This window comes from Pseudoalteromonas sp. SCSIO 43201 (genome assembly GCF_023716725.1).
GTDB classification, from domain to species: Bacteria; Pseudomonadota; Gammaproteobacteria; order Enterobacterales; family Alteromonadaceae; genus Pseudoalteromonas; species Pseudoalteromonas peptidolytica.
The window spans coordinates 793,234-810,569 of record NZ_CP072683.1 but is presented as its reverse complement, the minus strand read 5'-3'; the positions used below and the strand labels follow the sequence as shown (position 1 = coordinate 810,569).

General features: G+C 43.2%; 17 protein-coding genes. 5 read left to right on the top strand and 12 right to left on the bottom strand.

Features of this window, described 5'->3' with window-relative positions; all coding sequences use genetic code 11:
• Positions 1–153: 153 nt before the first annotated feature.
• The 9 genes from hflC to J8Z24_RS03370 all read right to left on the bottom strand — a co-directional run bounded on the left by hflC (position 154) and on the right by J8Z24_RS03370 (position 10,108).
• A complete protein-coding gene (gene hflC / locus J8Z24_RS03410; RefSeq protein WP_128730879.1) occupies positions 154–1,032 on the bottom strand; it encodes a protease modulator HflC in 879 nt (292 codons plus the stop codon).
• A gap of 5 nt (positions 1,033–1,037) precedes the next feature.
• Positions 1,038–2,213 (bottom strand): FtsH protease activity modulator HflK, encoded by a 1,176-nt coding sequence (gene hflK / locus J8Z24_RS03405; RefSeq protein ID WP_128730878.1) that lies wholly within the window; start codon positions 2,211–2,213, stop codon positions 1,038–1,040.
• 92 nt (positions 2,214–2,305) lie between these two features.
• Entirely contained in the window at positions 2,306–3,595 is a 1,290-nt protein-coding gene (hflX, locus tag J8Z24_RS03400) for a ribosome rescue GTPase HflX (RefSeq protein ID WP_252095263.1), read from the bottom strand.
• Between the two features lie 24 nt (positions 3,596–3,619).
• Positions 3,620–3,883, bottom strand: coding sequence for an RNA chaperone Hfq (gene hfq / locus J8Z24_RS03395; protein ID WP_125250588.1), 264 nt, complete (start codon positions 3,881–3,883; stop codon positions 3,620–3,622).
• Between the two features lie 76 nt (positions 3,884–3,959).
• Positions 3,960–4,850, bottom strand: a complete 891-nt coding sequence (gene miaA / locus J8Z24_RS03390; protein ID WP_217704621.1) for a tRNA (adenosine(37)-N6)-dimethylallyltransferase MiaA — start codon at positions 4,848–4,850, stop codon at positions 3,960–3,962.
• A gap of 107 nt (positions 4,851–4,957) precedes the next feature.
• On the bottom strand, positions 4,958–6,814 hold the full coding sequence (gene mutL, locus J8Z24_RS03385; RefSeq protein WP_147390734.1) for a DNA mismatch repair endonuclease MutL: 1,857 nt from the start codon (positions 6,812–6,814) through the stop codon (positions 4,958–4,960).
• A gap of 3 nt (positions 6,815–6,817) precedes the next feature.
• Positions 6,818–8,101 (bottom strand): N-acetylmuramoyl-L-alanine amidase, encoded by a 1,284-nt coding sequence (locus J8Z24_RS03380; protein ID WP_444428305.1) that lies wholly within the window; start codon positions 8,099–8,101, stop codon positions 6,818–6,820.
• Positions 8,102–8,153: 52 nt separating this feature from the next.
• The gene (gene tsaE / locus J8Z24_RS03375; protein ID WP_252095262.1) at positions 8,154–8,627 is read right to left on the bottom strand and encodes a tRNA (adenosine(37)-N6)-threonylcarbamoyltransferase complex ATPase subunit type 1 TsaE; all 474 of its coding nucleotides are present in this window, start codon (positions 8,625–8,627) and stop codon (positions 8,154–8,156) included.
• Positions 8,624–10,108: an NAD(P)H-hydrate dehydratase gene (locus J8Z24_RS03370; protein WP_176032469.1), complete on the bottom strand. Its 1,485-nt coding sequence runs from the start codon at positions 10,106–10,108 to the stop codon at positions 8,624–8,626. The genes tsaE and J8Z24_RS03370 overlap by 4 nt, the downstream gene beginning before the upstream one ends.
• An 11-nt stretch (positions 10,109–10,119) precedes the next feature.
• Here J8Z24_RS03370 and queG point away from each other — a divergent pair, with 11 nt between their 5' ends.
• On the top strand, positions 10,120–11,253 hold the full coding sequence (gene queG, locus J8Z24_RS03365; RefSeq protein ID WP_176032470.1) for a tRNA epoxyqueuosine(34) reductase QueG: 1,134 nt from the start codon (positions 10,120–10,122) through the stop codon (positions 11,251–11,253).
• A 33-nt stretch (positions 11,254–11,286) separates the two neighbouring features.
• Here the strand turns inward: queG and J8Z24_RS03360 are convergent, their stop codons facing one another.
• From J8Z24_RS03360 to J8Z24_RS03350, 3 genes are all read right to left on the bottom strand, one after another.
• A complete protein-coding gene (locus J8Z24_RS03360; RefSeq protein WP_176032471.1) occupies positions 11,287–12,423 on the bottom strand; it encodes a response regulator in 1,137 nt (378 codons plus the stop codon).
• A 285-nt stretch (positions 12,424–12,708) separates the two neighbouring features.
• Positions 12,709–14,673 carry a hybrid sensor histidine kinase/response regulator gene (locus J8Z24_RS03355; protein ID WP_176032472.1) on the bottom strand — a complete coding sequence of 655 codons (1,965 nt, stop codon included), beginning with the start codon at positions 14,671–14,673 and terminating at the stop codon, positions 12,709–12,711.
• 117 nt (positions 14,674–14,790) lie between these two features.
• The gene (locus J8Z24_RS03350; protein WP_176032473.1) at positions 14,791–15,279 is read right to left on the bottom strand and encodes a GNAT family N-acetyltransferase; all 489 of its coding nucleotides are present in this window, start codon (positions 15,277–15,279) and stop codon (positions 14,791–14,793) included.
• Between the two features lie 66 nt (positions 15,280–15,345).
• Between J8Z24_RS03350 and J8Z24_RS03345 the strand changes: the two genes are divergently transcribed.
• The 4 genes from J8Z24_RS03345 (at position 15,346) to J8Z24_RS03330 (ending at position 17,278) form a co-directional block, all read left to right on the top strand.
• Positions 15,346–15,897, top strand: coding sequence for a glutathione peroxidase (locus J8Z24_RS03345; RefSeq protein ID WP_125250598.1), 552 nt, complete (start codon positions 15,346–15,348; stop codon positions 15,895–15,897).
• Between the two features lie 64 nt (positions 15,898–15,961).
• Positions 15,962–16,243, top strand: coding sequence for a peptidylprolyl isomerase (locus J8Z24_RS03340; RefSeq protein ID WP_125250599.1), 282 nt, complete (start codon positions 15,962–15,964; stop codon positions 16,241–16,243).
• Positions 16,244–16,331: 88 nt separating this feature from the next.
• Positions 16,332–16,910, top strand: coding sequence for a glutathione S-transferase family protein (locus J8Z24_RS03335; protein WP_176032474.1), 579 nt, complete (start codon positions 16,332–16,334; stop codon positions 16,908–16,910).
• Positions 16,911–16,921: 11 nt separating this feature from the next.
• Positions 16,922–17,278, top strand: a complete 357-nt coding sequence (locus tag J8Z24_RS03330; RefSeq protein WP_170178637.1) for a DUF2750 domain-containing protein — start codon at positions 16,922–16,924, stop codon at positions 17,276–17,278.
• Positions 17,279–17,336 lie beyond the last annotated feature (58 nt).

The following is a 17,336-nucleotide window of genomic DNA, read 5'->3' as shown; positions in this document are numbered from 1 at the left end:
TTGGTATTAGAGGCCGTGTTCTGTTAATACCCTGTTTGCCATAGTTATTATGCGCTAATAAAAGTGGGTTAAACGCAGTGTTCATCTGAATTTTTGCCAAATATGAAAAACCCCACACGCTGGCGGGGTTTGTCAGTATAGTAAAGCACGTTACTACTGCGCTTTTGCATCCTTCATATAATCAAAGAATTTACTGTCTGGCGATAACACCATTACGTCATTCTTATTTTTGAAGGTATTTTTATACGCCTCGAGTGAACGTACAAAGCCAAAGAACTCAGGGTCTTTATTGTATGCTTTAGCATAAATGTTGGCAGCTGTTGCATCACCGAGACCACGGACAGCACGAGCATTACGCTCTGCATCTGCAAGCATTACAGTTACCCTGCGGTCTACATCTGCGCGAATTTTCTCTGCCTGTTCTTGACCTTCAGAGCGGTGCTCTTTTGCTACAGCTTGACGCTCCGCACGCATACGCTGGAAAATTGAATTACTTACTTCATTAGGAAGGTTGATTTGCTTAACACGGACGTCTAGCACTTCAATACCTAGCTCAGTTGCACTTTCGGATGCTTGAACAAGGGCTTCTTCCATCAGCTCGCTTCGCTCGCCTGACACAATCTCTTTAATTGTACGAGAACCAAAGTTTGTTCTAAGTCCGTTGTTCACCTTTTGCTTCAGTAGCGTTTCAGCATATTGTTTGTCACCACGAGCACGAAGATAATAAGCGCTGAAGTCATTTACGCGCCATTTTACGTATGAATCTACAATAAGGTCTTTTTTCTCGCTGGTGACAAAACGGTCAGGTTGTCCATCCAATGTTTGTATACGCGCATCGAGTTTACGAACTTGGCTAAAAAATGGCACCTTAAGGTGAAGCCCTGGCTCATACACCAAAGCATCTCCATTTGCGTCTTTTTGTACCTTACTGAATAGCAAGACAATCGCTCTTTGTCCTTCGTTTACAACGAAAATACCAGAGAAAGACATGATCACGGCAGTGATTAATAGAATGAGACTAAAATTCTTCATATTTATTATCTCCCGTTACCGAATCTATCGCGATTAAATCTATCATTGCTGGAGTTCACAGAGCTGTTTTGCTGCTGATTACCTTCTATCGTTCTGCGCAGTTGTTCGATGTCACTTTGACTCGGCAAGCGTACTGGAGAAGAGCCGCTAGCATGTGATTGCATGATTTTATCTAGTGGCAGATACAACATGTTATTGCCGCCTTCAACATCAACCAAAACTTTAGAACTTTGACCTAAAATTTGCTCCATAGCATCGATATATAAACGCTTACGTGTTACTTCTTTTGCCGCTTGATATTCTGGTAAAAGCTTTTCGAAACGCTCAACTTCACCTTGAGATTCTAGAATGATCCGTTCTCTGTATGCTTCAGCTTCCTGAGTCATACGAGTCACTTGACCACGAGCACGAGGCTCAATCTCTCTTGCGTATGCTTCCGCTTCGCGAATAAAGCGCTCTTCATCTTCCTGTGCTGCAATCGCATCGTCAAACGCGTCTTTTACTTCCGCAGGAGGACGAGAATCTTTAAAGTTAACGTCAGTCACAATCAAGCCTAGATTGTAAGGTTCAATAATGCTGTTCAGCTCATCCCATGTACGCTGACGCACTACTTCACGACCAGTAGTAAGTACTTGATCCATGCGCGAGTGACCAACAACGTAACGTAGAGCACTATCTAGCGCTTGTTGCAAACTATGATCCGCATCTGTCACACTAAAACGATATAGTGTTGGATCGACAACACGGTACTGCACTTCAAACTCCACGCTGACTACGTTTTCGTCTTCTGTCAGCATAAAACCTGATGCAGAAAGTGACCGCACGGCTTCGATATCTACAGGAATAACACGTTCAATAAACGTGGCCTTCCACCGCAGACCGGGTTCTGCAATACGATCAAATTTCCCGAACTGCAATACGATCCCACGTTCGGCTTCTTTGACGGTATAAATACCGCTTAATGCCCATACAATAACAGCAATAATTAAAATAAAGACGAAGCCCGCTCCGCCTAGTCCGCCGTTACCACCTTTTCCCGGTTTTCCACCGAAGATACCACCGAACTTATTGCCAAATTTACGGAATACTTCATCTAGATCAGGTGGGCCTTGATCCCGCCCTCCGCGGTTTTTCCACGGATCGTTATCATTGCCATTATTACCCGGTTCGTTCCAGGCCATAGCTATACTCCATTGTTATTTAAATGAATTAGGTTAAATCTAACAAAAATCGAGCGACTCTCATATAAAAATACGCTCGAAATTAACGATTTTTAACTGCCAGTGACTAAATCATTGAGATTTTGCCCAAATTCTTTATTGAGCTTTTCCCATTCAATCTGTGGCATTCTTACTGAAACAAGCCAATTGCCTTCCTCATCATAGCCTTTTTCGTTGACCGCATTAAGCTCAAACAAAGCGCCACGCAAACGCCCAAGTGCAGGAGGCACAGCCAGCTCGGCGGTAAAAACTGTTTTAGCTAACAGCTCTTTAATCGCATCGAACAACAGCGAAACTCCAGCCCCCGTATGCGCACTGAGCCACACTCGGACAGGTTTTCCCTCGTCATCCCTATCTATTCTAGGCGCAACATCGTCCATTAGATCAATTTTGTTGTAGACCAAAAGCTGAGGAATGTCATTTGCTTCAATTTCCTCTAGAACCAATTGTACCTGTTCTATATTTTCTTTTCTTCTTGGATCTGCAACATCAATCACATGGAGCTGTAAATCTGCTTCTCGTGTTTCTGTTAGTGTTGCCTTGAACGCCGCGACTAGGTCATGCGGTAAGTGGCGAATAAACCCAACGGTATCCGCTAAAATAACAGCACCAACATCGTCAATTTCAATCTTTCGTAGTGTCGGGTCTAGTGTTGCAAACAGCTGATCTGCCGCATACACCTCTGCATCCGTAATGTGGTTAAATAAGCTCGATTTGCCAGCGTTGGTGTAACCAACAAGCGAAACGGTTGGAATTTCATTGCGACTTCGCGCTCGACGCCCCTGCTCTCGAACAATAGCCACTTTTTCTAGTCGCTTGCGAATACTTTTTATCCGCTCTCGTAGTAAACGCCTATCAGTTTCAAGCTGTGTTTCACCGGGGCCTCTTAAGCCGATCCCCCCTTTTTGCCTTTCTAAGTGCGTCCACCCGCGTATTAAGCGTGTTGAGATATGCCTAAGCTGAGCAAGCTCAACTTGTAATTTACCTTCATGGGTTCGCGCCCTTTGGGCAAAAATGTCTAAGATCAGTGTAGTCCTATCTAACACCCGACACTTACAAATGCGTTCTAAATTGCGCTCTTGTGAGGGACTGAGTTGGTGGTTAAATATGATGACATCTGCGTTGTGGATATTGACAATCTCGGCAATTTCTTCAGCTTTACCCGTTCCGACGAACAACTTCGCATGAGGTGCTTGACGGCTGCCTTGCACAACCGCCACACTACTAACACCAGCAGAAGAAACTAGCATTTCCAATTCACGTAGATCTTCTCGATCACCCTCATGTGGAAATTCTATATGAACCAAGACTGCCTGTTCGCCGGCTTCGTAACGGTCAAACAAGCATTAAGCTCCTACTAATTAAAATCAATAATTACCTTCTTCATTCTGGTCACTCGCGTCACTTCCAGTTGCATTTTGGAAATTTACCGCACGAGCAGGAACCACAGTGGAGATGGCATGTTTATAAACCATTTGGTTTACCGTGTTTTCAAGTAAGATCACAAACTGGTCAAATGACTGGATCTTACCCTGCAATTTAATACCATTTACTAAAAAAATTGAGACAGGAATGCGCTCACGACGCAAGACATTCAAAAATGGGTCTTGTAAAGATTGGCCTTTTGCCATTTTCTTATCCTTCGTTTTAGGTGTTATTATGTCAGGTCGTTGATTTAATCAGAACACGCTGATTTAACAACTACTATTAGCTTAGCGAAGTTAGAACACGTTGCAAGTTTTCTTGACCATCGGTGTCAAGCCAAGTTACATCTTGCCACCCCCTCAGCCAAGTTAATTGCCGTTTCGCCAGTTGTCTGGTAGCTGCGATGCCTTTGAAAACCATTTCTTCATAATCGCATTCGCCAGCTAAATACTCCCACATTTGCCGATATCCAACACATCGAATTGACGGCAAATCAGGATGTAAATCTTTTCGATTATATAGGGTCAAAACTTCATTTTTAAAGCCTTGTTCCAACATTATTTTAAATCTTTTTTCTATACGTTGGTGCAAGACTTTTCGGTCACTTGGCGCTATCGCAAATTGATGAAATTGATACGGTAATACCGCTTGTTTCGTTTGCTGTAGTTCGGTCATCGTTTTACCACAAATACGATAGACTTCTAGCGCTCGATTTATCCGTTGTGAGTCATTTTCACTAATTTTTAGTGCCGCTTCAGGGTCAATCTCTGTTAATTGCTGATGTAGACCCGGCCACCCAATCTGTTGCGCCTCAAGTTCAAGTGCAGCTCTTACCTCAGCGTTGGCCTCAGGTAATGGCGAAAGCCCCTCTATCAACCCTTTAAAATACATCATAGTGCCACCAACCAAGATGGGCACTTTTCCACGTTGATGCAGATCATCAATCAGTCTGATAGCGTCAGCACGAAACTCTGCCACCGAATAACTTTGCGCAGGGTCAATAATATCAATGAGGTGATGTGGTGCCATTGCTTGCTCTTGCGCGCAAGGCTTAGCCGTACCAATGTCCATGCCACGATACACTAACGCAGAGTCTACACTGATGATTTCGGTGTTAAGCGTTTGGCATAATTCTATCGCTAACGCAGTTTTCCCCGCAGCTGTCGGCCCCATTAGGGTGATGACAGGTAACTTGTTCACATCTAACCTACTAATAAACTACACTAATCTTATATTATAGCTGATTGTGCATCGGAATTAATACCTACTTCTTAGGCAAATTAATCAACACTCAAAAAGCGTACTAACTTATGGCCATCTATTGTAGCAGCATTTTCATGAATGCGAGCCAAACATGCCGTGTTTGAAAGCATTTTATCTTTAACTAAATCAAAGTGCTGACTATCAAAATAAGCGCTAGGCGTGGTTGTCTCAAGCCATTGTAACCAGATAGTGAGCTCAGCTTCCGGTTCCGGCTCCAACATCGCTTTTGAGATTTCCCCCACATCGATGCTGTATAGCGATACAGGAAGTTTTTTAACTAAAATGTGAGTATCGAATAGCTCGATAGAAAAACCTAAAATCGCGAGCCAAGTTTGCCGTTGCTGAAGAGCAGCAAGTGCGGTTTTATCCAGTTTAATTCGCACAGGTAACAACAATGCTTTACCTTGCAGCGTGCCGTCTTGCTCAATTTGCGCTTGCCAGTAAGGCAACAGGCCATGCTTACAGTCCCCAAACCGCAGCTGATTATCTTGTTCGAGTATTACTTTGCCATGAGGCAACGACATCCAACTGGATTTAGCAGCCAAGCTTGGCGCTTTGGTCAATTGCTCAGTAGGTATTGTCGACTCAGCTATCGTATCAAAGTGCTGCATTTGTTGATGTGACAGGCCTTGATAAAGCTGATTAACATTTACCTGTTTCTTTTTACTCGCGGCGCTATCTGTATGACCACGGCTTGCTTTTGGTGTTTGTGTGGCGAGACTCGGGTACTGACTAGTGCTTTCATGTCTATGAGATGGCGCTTTAGGTTGGAGTGTTGAGCGATAGCTTTGATGATAAGTCTCATCTTGTTGCTCTTGAGGTGTAAATAAAGGCGTCTCAGAGCTAGGTCTGGGCAGCGATACGGTATCATTATCGCAAGATAACTCCGTTTGCGCTGTTGCAACTTGCTTAATCGCTTGAACAATAAAATCATGTACTAAACGTGCTTGATGAAAGCGCACTTCATGTTTAGCTGGGTGGACATTTACATCGACTTGCCGAGGGTCAAGCTCTAGATAGACAACAAACCCAGGAAGTTCTTCATGACCAATTGATTCATCAAATGCTTGGCGGATCGCGTGGAGGATAAGCTTATCTCGCATCATACGACCATTTACGTAAGTATATTGGGTCGAGTTAGTAACGCCTGCTGGTAACACCCAACCAAATAGTCTTAGACCTTCGTGGCCTGATTCGATGAAGCTGGCGTGCTGTGAAAACACCTTGCCACCAACTTGTGCTACCCGTTGCACTCCATGCTCCATCGCGCGCGGTCGGTATTGGCGAACCACTTTTTGATTATGAGTTAAGGTTATTGCAATATCAAAACGGCTCAGTGCGATCCGCTTTACCAATTCATCAATGTGGCTAAACTCCGTTTTCTCGGTTCGTAAAAACTTCCTCCGCGCTGGTGTATTGAAGAATAAGTCCTTTACCTCGATTGTAGTACCGTCTGGGTGCGCCGTTGGCTGGATCTGAACAGCCATATCTCTGCCTTCAGCAAAAGCCTGCCAAGCCGTTTCCTGAGTGCTCGGCTTAGAGCTTAGTGTCAGGCGTGACACTGAGCTAATAGATGCCAAGGCTTCACCTCTAAAACCAAGCGATGCAATACACTCAAGGTCATCTAAACTTTTCAGTTTACTGGTGGCATGACGCGACAGTGCCAGCATAAGTTCATCTTTAACGATCCCTTTGCCATTATCACGGATGCGGATCAGCTTGTGACCACCACGTTCAATGTCTATTTGAATTCTGGTTGCCCCAGCGTCGATACTGTTTTCCACCAGCTCTTTTACCACTGAAGCCGGACGTTCTACCACTTCACCTGCGGCAATTTGGTTAGCCAGCCGAGCTGGAAGCACTTCTATTGTCATGGTTTACGCTTTTGGGATAGTTAATACTTGGCCGATAAACAAGGTATTGTTTTTTAAGTTGTTTGCTTTTTTAAGAGCTCTGACTGTTATGCCATAACGGCTGGCTAACACACTCAGAGATTCACCACTTTTTACCTTATGGGTTACCGGCTTGTTAGACTGCATACGAGCAAACAGCGAGTTGTCAGGTGGGTTTTTCTCATAATACCCCTTAATAGAACTAAAAATAGCGCGGGCTAGGCGTTCTTGATAATGAGGTGAAGTTAATAACTTTTCCTCTCTTGGATTCGAGATAAACCCGGTTTCCACTAAAATCGACGGAATATCAGGGGACTTTAGCACGCCAAAGTTTGCAGCTTGAGGGCGGCTTTTATGCATTTTTGCGACCTTTTTTAGCTCCTTCACAACTTCTTCAGCAACCTGAAATCCGGTTTTCATCGAGTGCTCCATCGACATATCAAGCAGCGCTTTGGCAAGGTATTTCTCATTTGCTGTATCTTTGATTAGATCCGCGGCTCCTCCTAAAAGTTGAGAGTGCTTTTCTTTATCTTCCAACCATTTACCGATTTCAGAGTTAGCTCTTCGTAGCGACAGTACCCATACCGATGCCCCACTTGGTTGTGGACTGGTAAAAGCATCAGCATGAATGGAAACAAAAAAGTCGGCTTTTCTCTCTCTTGCTCTTGCCGTTCGGGTATTTAACTTTAAGTAGTAGTCTCCTGTACGAATGAGTTTCGCACTCATGCCCGGTTGGCTGTCAATTAATCTCGCTAAACGTTTTGCAATTTGTAACGTCACTAGCTTTTCATAAATACCTGATGGCCCAATGGAGCCGGGGTCTTCCCCCCCATGGCCTGCATCAATGGCAATCACAATATCTCTATCTTGTACTAGCGTTTTTCGCGGAGCAGCTGTTTTGTTATCGCTATAGGCACTTGTTTGTTTGCCATATAAATCTACCACCAGACGGTTTTTATATGGCCCTGTTGGTGCGAGTGCAAATACCTTTGGAGTGGCACTGCGACTTAATTCAATCACAATTCTCGCTGATTGACTGTTTTTAGGTTTACTATGGCGAATTTTGTTAATCACCCGATGCTCATCGGCAATATTTGGGAAGTTTTTTTTCTGTTTAGTGCCTTCGAGATCAATCACCAAGCGTAAGGGATTTTTTAACACAAAGTAGCTGTAATCCGGCTTTTTACTCATATCGAAGACGATACGAGTACTTTCTGGCGAAGGCCACACACGTACACTCTCAATGGCATTTTGAGCAACGCTGTGCATGCTTATAACCAGCATGCACAAAAAAATAAAAAAATACTTACTGTTGAGATGATTACGCATAGTCTTGTAATTGTTTTAGTAACGCCTCACCGCGACTAGACTTCGCCTGAAGAATAGCCTGACGACCTTCACCTGCGTATTGCATCGTAATGTCGATATCAGGGCTTGGTATGAATCCTTCCCCTTTTTCTGGCCATTCAACAACACAAATAGCATGGTTTGCGAAGTAGTCTCGGATCCCCATATATTCCAGCTCTTCTGGAGAACCTAGTCGATACAAATCAAAATGATATATTGAGACATCTTCTAATTCATAAGGTTCAACCAAGGTATAGGTAGGACTTTTTACCTTACCTGAATGACCAAGGCTTTGCACTATTCCACGGGTAAGTGTGGTCTTTCCTGCGCCCAAATCACCATGTAAAAACAACACGGCACCTTGGCGGACAATTTGGGCAATTTTATTACCCATCGCAACTGTTGCTGGCTCATCAGCCAAATCGAATTTAATATGTCCTGTTGTCACCCTAAAATACCTCGAATATGTTCGAATAAATCCCCAGCTAGCATACCTTTTGCACCATCATCAGCGGCCTGTTCAGCAGCTAAACCATGAATATACACGGCCAGGTTTGTGGCCGCAAATGCTTCCATTCCTTGCGCTAATAAGCCGCCTATAATACCAGATAATACATCCCCCATCCCAGCACTTGCCATTGCGGCGCAACCTGAACGGTTGATATTTATGCTTTGCTGTTGTGCCACTAGGCTACCTGGCCCTTTTAACACAGTAGTTGCTTGGTATTGCTTGCTAATATTTGATACCACTGCAAATCTATCAGCTTCATCTACTTTTGCGTTTACATTTTTCAATAACCGCCTTGCTTCGCCAAGATGAGGCGTTAATACCCAGTTTGACCTTGCAACAGGCTCTTTAGCTAGCAAATTTAGGCCATCAGCATCGAGCACTAATGGTAATTTGGTTTGTATTACTCTTCGAAATAGACTTTGCGCCCACAGATCTTGCCCAAGCCCTGGGCCTAGTACCACCACACTTGCCTTGTTAAGCAGCGGTAATAATGCTTCAGCCGTTGCCACGGCATACACCATCAATTCATAACGACCATATAGCACCGCGGCGGTATTATCTGGGTGTGTTGCCACCGAAACTAACCCAGCTCCGGCTCTCAATGCGGCTTCTGCGGCTAACCGAACCGCTCCAGCCATGCCATGATTACCACCTATCACTAACACATGGCCATGTGAATTTTTATAACTATCAAGTGCTCTTTGCGGCCTTGTTGCCATCAAAGTTTCATGATTTAAGAAATTCGATGTTGCTGTAACCTGTGAATTAAATGCTTTATCAACACCCAGACCTGCGAGTAATAAATTACCCACAAAACGTTTAGCTGTGCCACTTAACAAACCTTGTTTGAGGGCGATAAAAGTAACCGTTGTAGATGCCATCAGTGCCGATGGCGCAACTTCTCCAGTTGTTGCATTTACACCGCTAGGCACGTCGAGTGCTACTTTCCTGATAGGGAGATTATTAATGCAGTCAAAGCAAGTACGTACATGCTCCGGTAGCTCACCGCGAAATCCAGTTCCAAATACAGCATCGACCACGGTCGTAAATTGGCTCAGGTCTATTTCATTATATGTAGACACCAACTTCCCATGGTATTGACGGTATGCCTGCTGGGCATCTCCAGCTAAGCGTTTAGGTTCAAACAATGTCAGTACAGTTACGGCAATACCAGCCTCCCGACACAGCTGCGCAACTATAAAACCGTCGCCAGCATTATTTCCCTTACCAGTGATAACGAGCACCTTTTCATGGGATGACATTGTGTCATTCACATAAGAAAATGCGGCATGACCTGCACGACGCATCAGCGTGGTTAAGTTAGTACCAGATAATTTAGCTGCTTGACCTTCGTAATGCTGTACTTGCTGGGATGTGTAGGCAACTTGTGGTAAATTATCCGAGTATTCATTAGCCATTATTTCTTCCTGTGACAACCAATAACATTAATTATAGTGAACTTGCCGAACAAATTAAGCAATGGGGCCAAGCACTTGGCTTTGCAGAAGTGGGTATCACAGACATTGATCTGAGCCAGCACGAGGCGCAATTACAACGTTGGTTGGATGCCGGCTACCATGGTGAAATGGCCTATATGGCTGCACATGGAATGAAACGAGCTCGCCCTAAGGAGCTGGTTCAAGGAACACAACGTATTATTTCAGTAAAAATGAATTACCTCCCTCCCGATGCCAGTTTTGCCAAGGCATTGGGAAATAAAACAACGGCTTATATTTCACGCTATGCACTAGGTAGAGACTATCATAAAGTGATGCGTAATAAACTAAAACAGCTTGGTAAAATGATAGAGCAGCAAGTTGGGTCTCTAGGCTTTAGGCCATTTGTCGATTCAGCACCTGTTCTAGAGCGTCAAATAGCACAAAAAGCGGGGTTGGGCTGGCAAGGGAAAAATAGCTTAGTCATCAATAAGCAAGCAGGCTCTTGGTTTTTTCTTGGTGAGCTTTTTGTTGATATTCCACTGCCAATCGACAAACCTCATGAAGATGAAGGATGTGGTCGATGTACAGCTTGTCTGACTCTATGTCCAACCGGTGCTATTGTCGCTCCTTATGTTGTCGATGCTAGACGTTGTATTTCATACCTAACGATAGAGCTACAAGGTGCTATTCCTGAGCAATTTCGTGCAAAAATAGGCAACCGAGTTTATGGCTGCGACGACTGCCAATTGGTTTGCCCTTGGAACCGCTACGGGCAACTGACCCAAGAAGACGACTTTCTTCCTCGGCAGCACCTTAAAGATAAAGATCTATTGTCATTGTTTGCTTGGAGTGAAGAAACATTTTTAAAAAATACAGAAGGCAGCCCAATACGTCGAATTGGACACGAGCGATGGCTGCGCAATTTAGCCGTAGGCCTTGGTAATGCTCCGTATAACGAGGAAATAGTTCGAGCATTAGAAGACAAGCGTCAAAGCACCACCGCGCTGGTGATCGAGCATATAGATTGGGCACTGCAACAACAAAGGGGCAAATGTGCTCAATCTACACGTAAAAATGAAAGATTAATCCGTATCATAGAAAAAGGACTGCCACGTGATGCGTAACCTAAGCTCCGCTTCGCAATTTACGTCTTTCTTTTATCGCTCAGCCCGACGCGAGAGTACTTTTAAGTCTTCTTCAATATCATGAAAGGCAGCTCTCACTTCATGAACGCTGGCTTCTCGGGCAACAGAGCTTTGAATTGCTTTATCTACATTTTGATATATAAACTGCTCCTGATCCTCGTCTAGCCCCATTGTAGGGATCCGCTCTTCGAACAGCTCTTGCAGCACTCTAAACACTTTTTCATTTTCTTGACGATTTTTATCAAGTAGTGAAATCATACTTTTGAACTTGCCCTGCACCATTGTGATTGCCGCTTCTAAGTCTTCTCGTTGCTGTGTTAGTTTTCTTTTTGTAAGTATCGCAAGAAGCTGCTGCTCAGTAACACTGGCTATAAAACAGATATGATCTCGTAAGCGACCATGTTTTTCTTGGTCGTCACTGGGCATATTCAAAATCAAGATACTCAGCCAAGGGTAATTTACCAAAATACGATTTGTGAATTCATGTAATCTTCCCTTGGTATGAAGAATTTCAAATAATTCAATCACGATAGGTGAACATATTCCGGTTGTTGCAAAATGATGTTTTTGCCCTTCAAGCCTTACCTCTACATTGCAATTTAGTCCTAGTCCTTTCAAGCATTGGCATAGTGCAGCAGCAAGCCTTGGGATCGAGTCAATTTCCCCTATTTGCTCAATATAATTGACGATTTGACCCATCTCGCTACTATTTGCCATGGCGCTAAACGCGGTAGAAGTAGCGTCTTCAACCTGCTGTGCGAGCACATCTTTTTCTTTGAGTATCTGACTTAAATGTTGTAACTTGGCTTTTAATTCCCCTTGCCCAAATGGTTTAACAATATAATCCTCGGCGCCTACTGAATACCCTTCCATACGCTCTTCAACTGATCCTCTTGCAGAGACAAACATGACGATAATGTGCTGGGTGTTCGGGTTGGCTTTTATTGCTTTACACACCTCATAGCCATTCATCTTCGGCATGCTCACGTCCAGTAAAATAACCTGAGGATCAAACTCCTCAATAACGCCAAGACACGCCTTTCCACTCTCAACCGTTTTAAGCTCAAAGTCTAAATCTTCAAGAATTTCTTCAATGATTTCTAAATTAAACGGCTCGTCATCCACCGCCAAGATTCTTTGTAACGCCATAGGTGCTATCCTTTACTGGTATATGACAGTATTAAGTACACATCACACTCTCCGTATCCAACTGAGTCCAGTTATCACCATTATCTCAATTTATAACTTAATCCAGTGGAAAAGTACGCCATTCACATGTTAAACACTTATGAATAAGCAAGTAACGAAGTCTGCGTTTGTTACTGCACAATTTCTAACTTTAAATAGGACACATACTCAATACCATAAGTATAAAAACATAGTCTTCTTAGTTATAGACCGATACCGTGAAGCTTGCCAGCCAGCATCATTACACTAGATTACTCCTTCAGTATACTCAACCAATGGTAAGCTTATGTGAATACTGGCTCCGCCATCAGGGTTATTCTGTGCATAGACTTGCCCTTTATGCAGCAAGATGAACTCTTTGCAAATAGCAAGCCCTAAACCAGTACCCCCTGCACCGCTATCGGTTTTACTACTTTGAACAAATTTAGCAAAAATCTGTTCTAGTTCATCCTCTGGGATCCCAACTCCTTGATCAATGATTTTGATATGAATATCCTGCCCTTCGCAGCTAAGCACAATACTCACTTCACTTCCTTCGGGGCTAAATTTCAAAGCATTACCTAGCAAGTTTCTTATCACTTGATTTATTTGCTCTGGATCACAGAATGTCATTACTCCTCGATTTGGCTTCTCAAAGCGGATCTTAATGCGCTTCTCAAGCGCAGTCCCTGAAACATCTTCAATACCACTTTGAATAATGTTTACTAAGTTATGAAAACTGGGATTAAAAGGAAAACGACCAGCGTCTAGTTTTGATAAATCTAATAGATTATTAAGCAGCACTAACAAGCGCTCTCCGCTGGTTTCAATACGTGACAAGTATTTTTTTAATTTATCGATGGGTACCTCTGGGCTCATCAACTTATCTAGCCCAAATCGCGCAAAACTTAATATCGAGTGCATCGGCGTACGAAGTTCATGAGACATATTGGCTAAAAATTCTGACTTCGATAAGTTAGCTGCCTCAGCCGCTTCCTTCGCTTTTAGCAATTGTGAGGTTCTCGCCTGTACCTCAAACTCTAACAGCTCTTTGGTCTCTTCTAACATTTCTTGCTGCTCTTTGAGCTTAGACACATTTTTAAAAATGACCGCAAAGGCCATTTCACCGTGATGATCTATCTCGTTAAAAGTACCCATAAGTGGAATGCTGCGCTCTCCGACTTTAGGAAGGCTTAGCTCACAGTCAAAATGTTTTAGCATACCGATATGCTTCATTAAGTCGCGCAATTGTAAAACTGACACTTCATCAAATAGCTCAAAAATAGATAAAGGTTGTAGCTCCTCCTCTGTGAGTTCAAATAATTCACAGCACGAGTCATTCGCTTCAATAATGTGCCCTTGGCGATTAAACAGCATGATAGGATCAGGCGTGTGCTTATAAATAACGCGTAACAAGCTGTCTCTTTCGATAAGCGCATCTACGGTGTCCTGCAACCGCTCCACCAGCTCTTGATTATGGCGTCTCAGCAGCTCTGTTTGCCAAAGTTTATGTAAGCTTTGCAACAGATCGCTTTCATCGAACGGTTTGATAAGCACATCCTCAACCCCCTGTCGCACAGCTTCTAACATATCTACCTGATTGACACGAGACGTCATCAGTAAGCAACGGCAATTATGGTGCACTTGGCGCACTTTATTAAATACATCAAGACCTGTGTCTTTTTCTAAATTAAAGTCACAGATCAATAAATCGACAGGGTGCTGCTCTGCAGCATGTAGTGCTTCGGGCAAGGTAGTTGCAGTTATCACTGCAAGCTGAGCGCCTCGAAGACTATTTGCAAGCATCTCCAAACGGGGGGTATGGTGGTCAACCAACAAGACTTTCGGCAAAACCAGAGAATTGGTTGCACCGACCTCAAGCAAGCGCTCCAATAACCCGGTAATATCTTTATTGGCAAAAAACGGATAGATCACAATACCATTTGGTAACGCACGATTTATTTCACTAAATGACTTCAAATGCTCTGCATTATCGGGTTTTGGAGCTAGCAAAACGAGCTTGTCATGATGCCTAAGCTGTTGAATTGGAGATAATTTACTTGCGGGAACACCATGTGCAACCACCACAACATCAAACCTATCTAGGTCTAGGTCAGCTTCAAGACTGCGATAATGAACATGCTCAACGTCACCACCGAGTAACTCAAACAACACCTTGACTCGCATTGCTTGAACACTGCTGCTGTCAATAATCAGTACCTGACTCGTCATACCCTGATCCTTCAACCAAAAACCTGAATTTTAGTTTAGTTGAAGAATAGCGAGACGCTAAAAAATAGCGGCGATTTAGCCGCCATCAAAAATCAACAGAGACAAACACCTAAAAGATTATCGTAAAGATTTACCTAATATAGTTAAGCTATATTGAGTTCTGTCCATCTCCGCAATATGGGGTAACTCTCCCCACTTTTGGAAGCCATGTTTTTCGAACAAGCGAATGCTAGGCGCATTATGAGAAAAAATAAACCCTAATAAAGTAGTGATATTAAGCTTTGGTGCCTGCGCTTCAGCAAACATCATTAACTGGCTGCCAAGCCCCTTACCTTGCGCGGACTTTGCCAGATAAATACTTATTTCTGCGGTACCAGCATACGCAGGACGGCCGTAAAAGTTGCTAAAGCTCAGCCAAGCAACCACTATATTATCTAACTCAACAACGTAAATTGGTCGACATTTAGTATGTGCATCAAACCAGTCTTGTTTTTGTGCTATGCTGACAAGCTCTGTATCAGCTGTTACTTGGCGACTTGGAATTGTCTCGTTGTAAATGTCGACAATAACACTGAGATCTTGTGAGTTAGCAAGTCGTATATTCATTTAGCTGATCATTTAAATGGATGTGTCCGTATGATAAGAGATAATTTCGTTAAAAGGAAAGTGTTGATGCTAAAAAGTATTTCCACGCTGAGCCTAGCGCTTAGCTTATTATTAAGTGGCGCTGCAAATGCACAGTCGCCAAGCTGCGACGATTTCACCAATGTTGAAATGCGCAAACTACGTTCCGATGAATCTATCAACTTTTGCCAGTTTAAAGACAAACCACTGCTTATCGTAAATACAGCGAGTAACTGCGGCTACACTGGCCAATTTGAAGGGCTAGAAAAGCTTCATCAAAAGTACAAAGATCAAGGGTTAGTTGTGCTTGGGTTTCCATCTGATGACTTTTTTCAAGAAGAAGACGATGAGAAAGAAACCGCAAAGGTGTGCTTTATTAATTATGGTGTAACCTTTGATATGTTTGCCACCACCGCGGTTAGAGGTTCAGATGCAAACCCACTATTTGAGCATTTGAATGAAGTTACTAGCTCACCAAACTGGAACTTTTACAAGTATTTGGTTTCAGCTGACCGTAAAACTATCAAGCGTTTTAATAGCCGCACCAAGCCAATGTCTGAAGAACTTACCAGCGAAATTGAAAAACTATTACCAAGATAAGCTGATTTTTCTATCTGCCTAGATTAGAATAAAGTATGAATAACAATTAATCATTGGAGAAATTATGGCAATCGCTAGTGCAAGGCATATCCTAGTCGATAGTGAAGCGCAATGCTTGGAGCTAAAAGAACGAATCGCCGCAGGGGAGGATTTTGCAGAAATCGCTAAACAGTACTCCAACTGCCCTTCAGGTCAAGATGGTGGTGCGTTGGGAGAGTTTGGCCCCGGCATGATGGTACCTGAGTTTGACAAGGTCGTTTTTTCAGCGCCAATTAACCAGGTACAAGGCCCTGTGCAAACCCAGTTTGGATATCACTTATTAGAAGTGACCAGTCGTAACGACTAATTCACTTGCGAAATCATATGAGTTTCGCCATTATTCCTCACACCGCTTGTTGCAATAGCAACAGAACGTCAGTTTAAGGAATAATGGCATGAAACTCATAGGCTCAAATACCAGCCCTTACGCCCGTCGGATCAGAATGTGGGCGGCGACTAAGCAAATAGAATTAAGCTATCATCATATAGATATTTTTTCGCCAGAAGGTCACAACGAGTTAGTACAGTACAACCCAGCCAGAAAAATACCATTTCTACTAGACGATACACAACTTGTCTGCGACTCCAATCTTATCATCCGTTATCTACGTGAAAAGTACCAGCTTCCAGTGCCTAGCTGGGATCAAGAGAACTGGCTAATACTAATCAATGCGTGCAGTGACTCACTGATTGAACTGTTACTTAGCAAACGCTCCGGCTTCGATATTGAACAAGATAAGCTCTTTTTTAATCTGCAACGTGAACGAATTGGTCACACACTTCACGCATTAAACGAAGCATGTACAAGCGATACGTTTTTACACTGTGATTATCTGCAAATAAGTTTATACTGCCTACTTGACTGGGTTCTCTTTAGAGAGCTTATCGACCTGAGTGATTATGATAATCTAGTGGCTTTTCATGACCGCTTACAACATCAGCCTATTGCCCAGAAAACAGATCCACGAAATTGAGAACGACGATAATGAATGAAGAAGAAATTGGCTCAGAAGTCAGTGATTTTATTGGACAAGTAAAAAATACTGAAAGTGTTTGGGCACTCAGCTCAAGCGATGGTGGCATGGTTGTAGTTGACTCTAACCAGTTCGACGAAACCGATGTATTGCTTTTGTGGGATAGTGAAGAAAAAGCGCAAGCACAGTGCCGTGATGAGTGGAGCGAATTTTCACCAATGAGCATAGATATTGAAAGTTTCCTAGACGAATGGGTGCTAGATTTAAAAGAAGATGATGCTTTGGTTGGCCTTAACTGGAATGATGACAATGTCTGTATTGAAATTGAACCAGTTGGTCTTGCACGCTTATTAGTTGATATTGAATAAAATAACGATTCACGCAGCTATAGCCATGGGCGCATTATACCAATTTGCTTAATTAAGT

Coding starts and splice junctions, on each gene's coding strand:
- hflC (WP_128730879.1), bottom strand. CDS start 1,032: ATGAAGAATTTTAGTCTCATTCTATTAATCACTGCCGTGATCATGTCT.
- hflK (WP_128730878.1), bottom strand. CDS start 2,213: ATGGCCTGGAACGAACCGGGTAATAATGGCAATGATAACGATCCGTGG.
- hfq (WP_125250588.1), bottom strand. CDS start 3,883: ATGGCAAAAGGCCAATCTTTACAAGACCCATTTTTGAATGTCTTGCGT.
- miaA (WP_217704621.1), bottom strand. CDS start 4,850: ATGGGGCCGACAGCTGCGGGGAAAACTGCGTTAGCGATAGAATTATGC.
- mutL (WP_147390734.1), bottom strand. CDS start 6,814: ATGACAATAGAAGTGCTTCCAGCTCGGCTGGCTAACCAAATTGCCGCA.
- J8Z24_RS03380 (WP_444428305.1), bottom strand. CDS start 8,101: ATGCACAGCGTTGCTCAAAATGCCATTGAGAGTGTACGTGTGTGGCCT.
- J8Z24_RS03370 (WP_176032469.1), bottom strand. CDS start 10,108: ATGGCTAATGAATACTCGGATAATTTACCACAAGTTGCCTACACATCC.
- J8Z24_RS03360 (WP_176032471.1), bottom strand. CDS start 12,423: ATGGCGTTACAAAGAATCTTGGCGGTGGATGACGAGCCGTTTAATTTA.
- J8Z24_RS03355 (WP_176032472.1), bottom strand. CDS start 14,673: ATGACGAGTCAGGTACTGATTATTGACAGCAGCAGTGTTCAAGCAATG.
- J8Z24_RS03350 (WP_176032473.1), bottom strand. CDS start 15,279: ATGAATATACGACTTGCTAACTCACAAGATCTCAGTGTTATTGTCGAC.
- J8Z24_RS03345 (WP_125250598.1), top strand. CDS start 15,346: ATGCTAAAAAGTATTTCCACGCTGAGCCTAGCGCTTAGCTTATTATTA.
- J8Z24_RS03340 (WP_125250599.1), top strand. CDS start 15,962: ATGGCAATCGCTAGTGCAAGGCATATCCTAGTCGATAGTGAAGCGCAA.
- J8Z24_RS03335 (WP_176032474.1), top strand. CDS start 16,332: ATGAAACTCATAGGCTCAAATACCAGCCCTTACGCCCGTCGGATCAGA.
- J8Z24_RS03330 (WP_170178637.1), top strand. CDS start 16,922: ATGAATGAAGAAGAAATTGGCTCAGAAGTCAGTGATTTTATTGGACAA.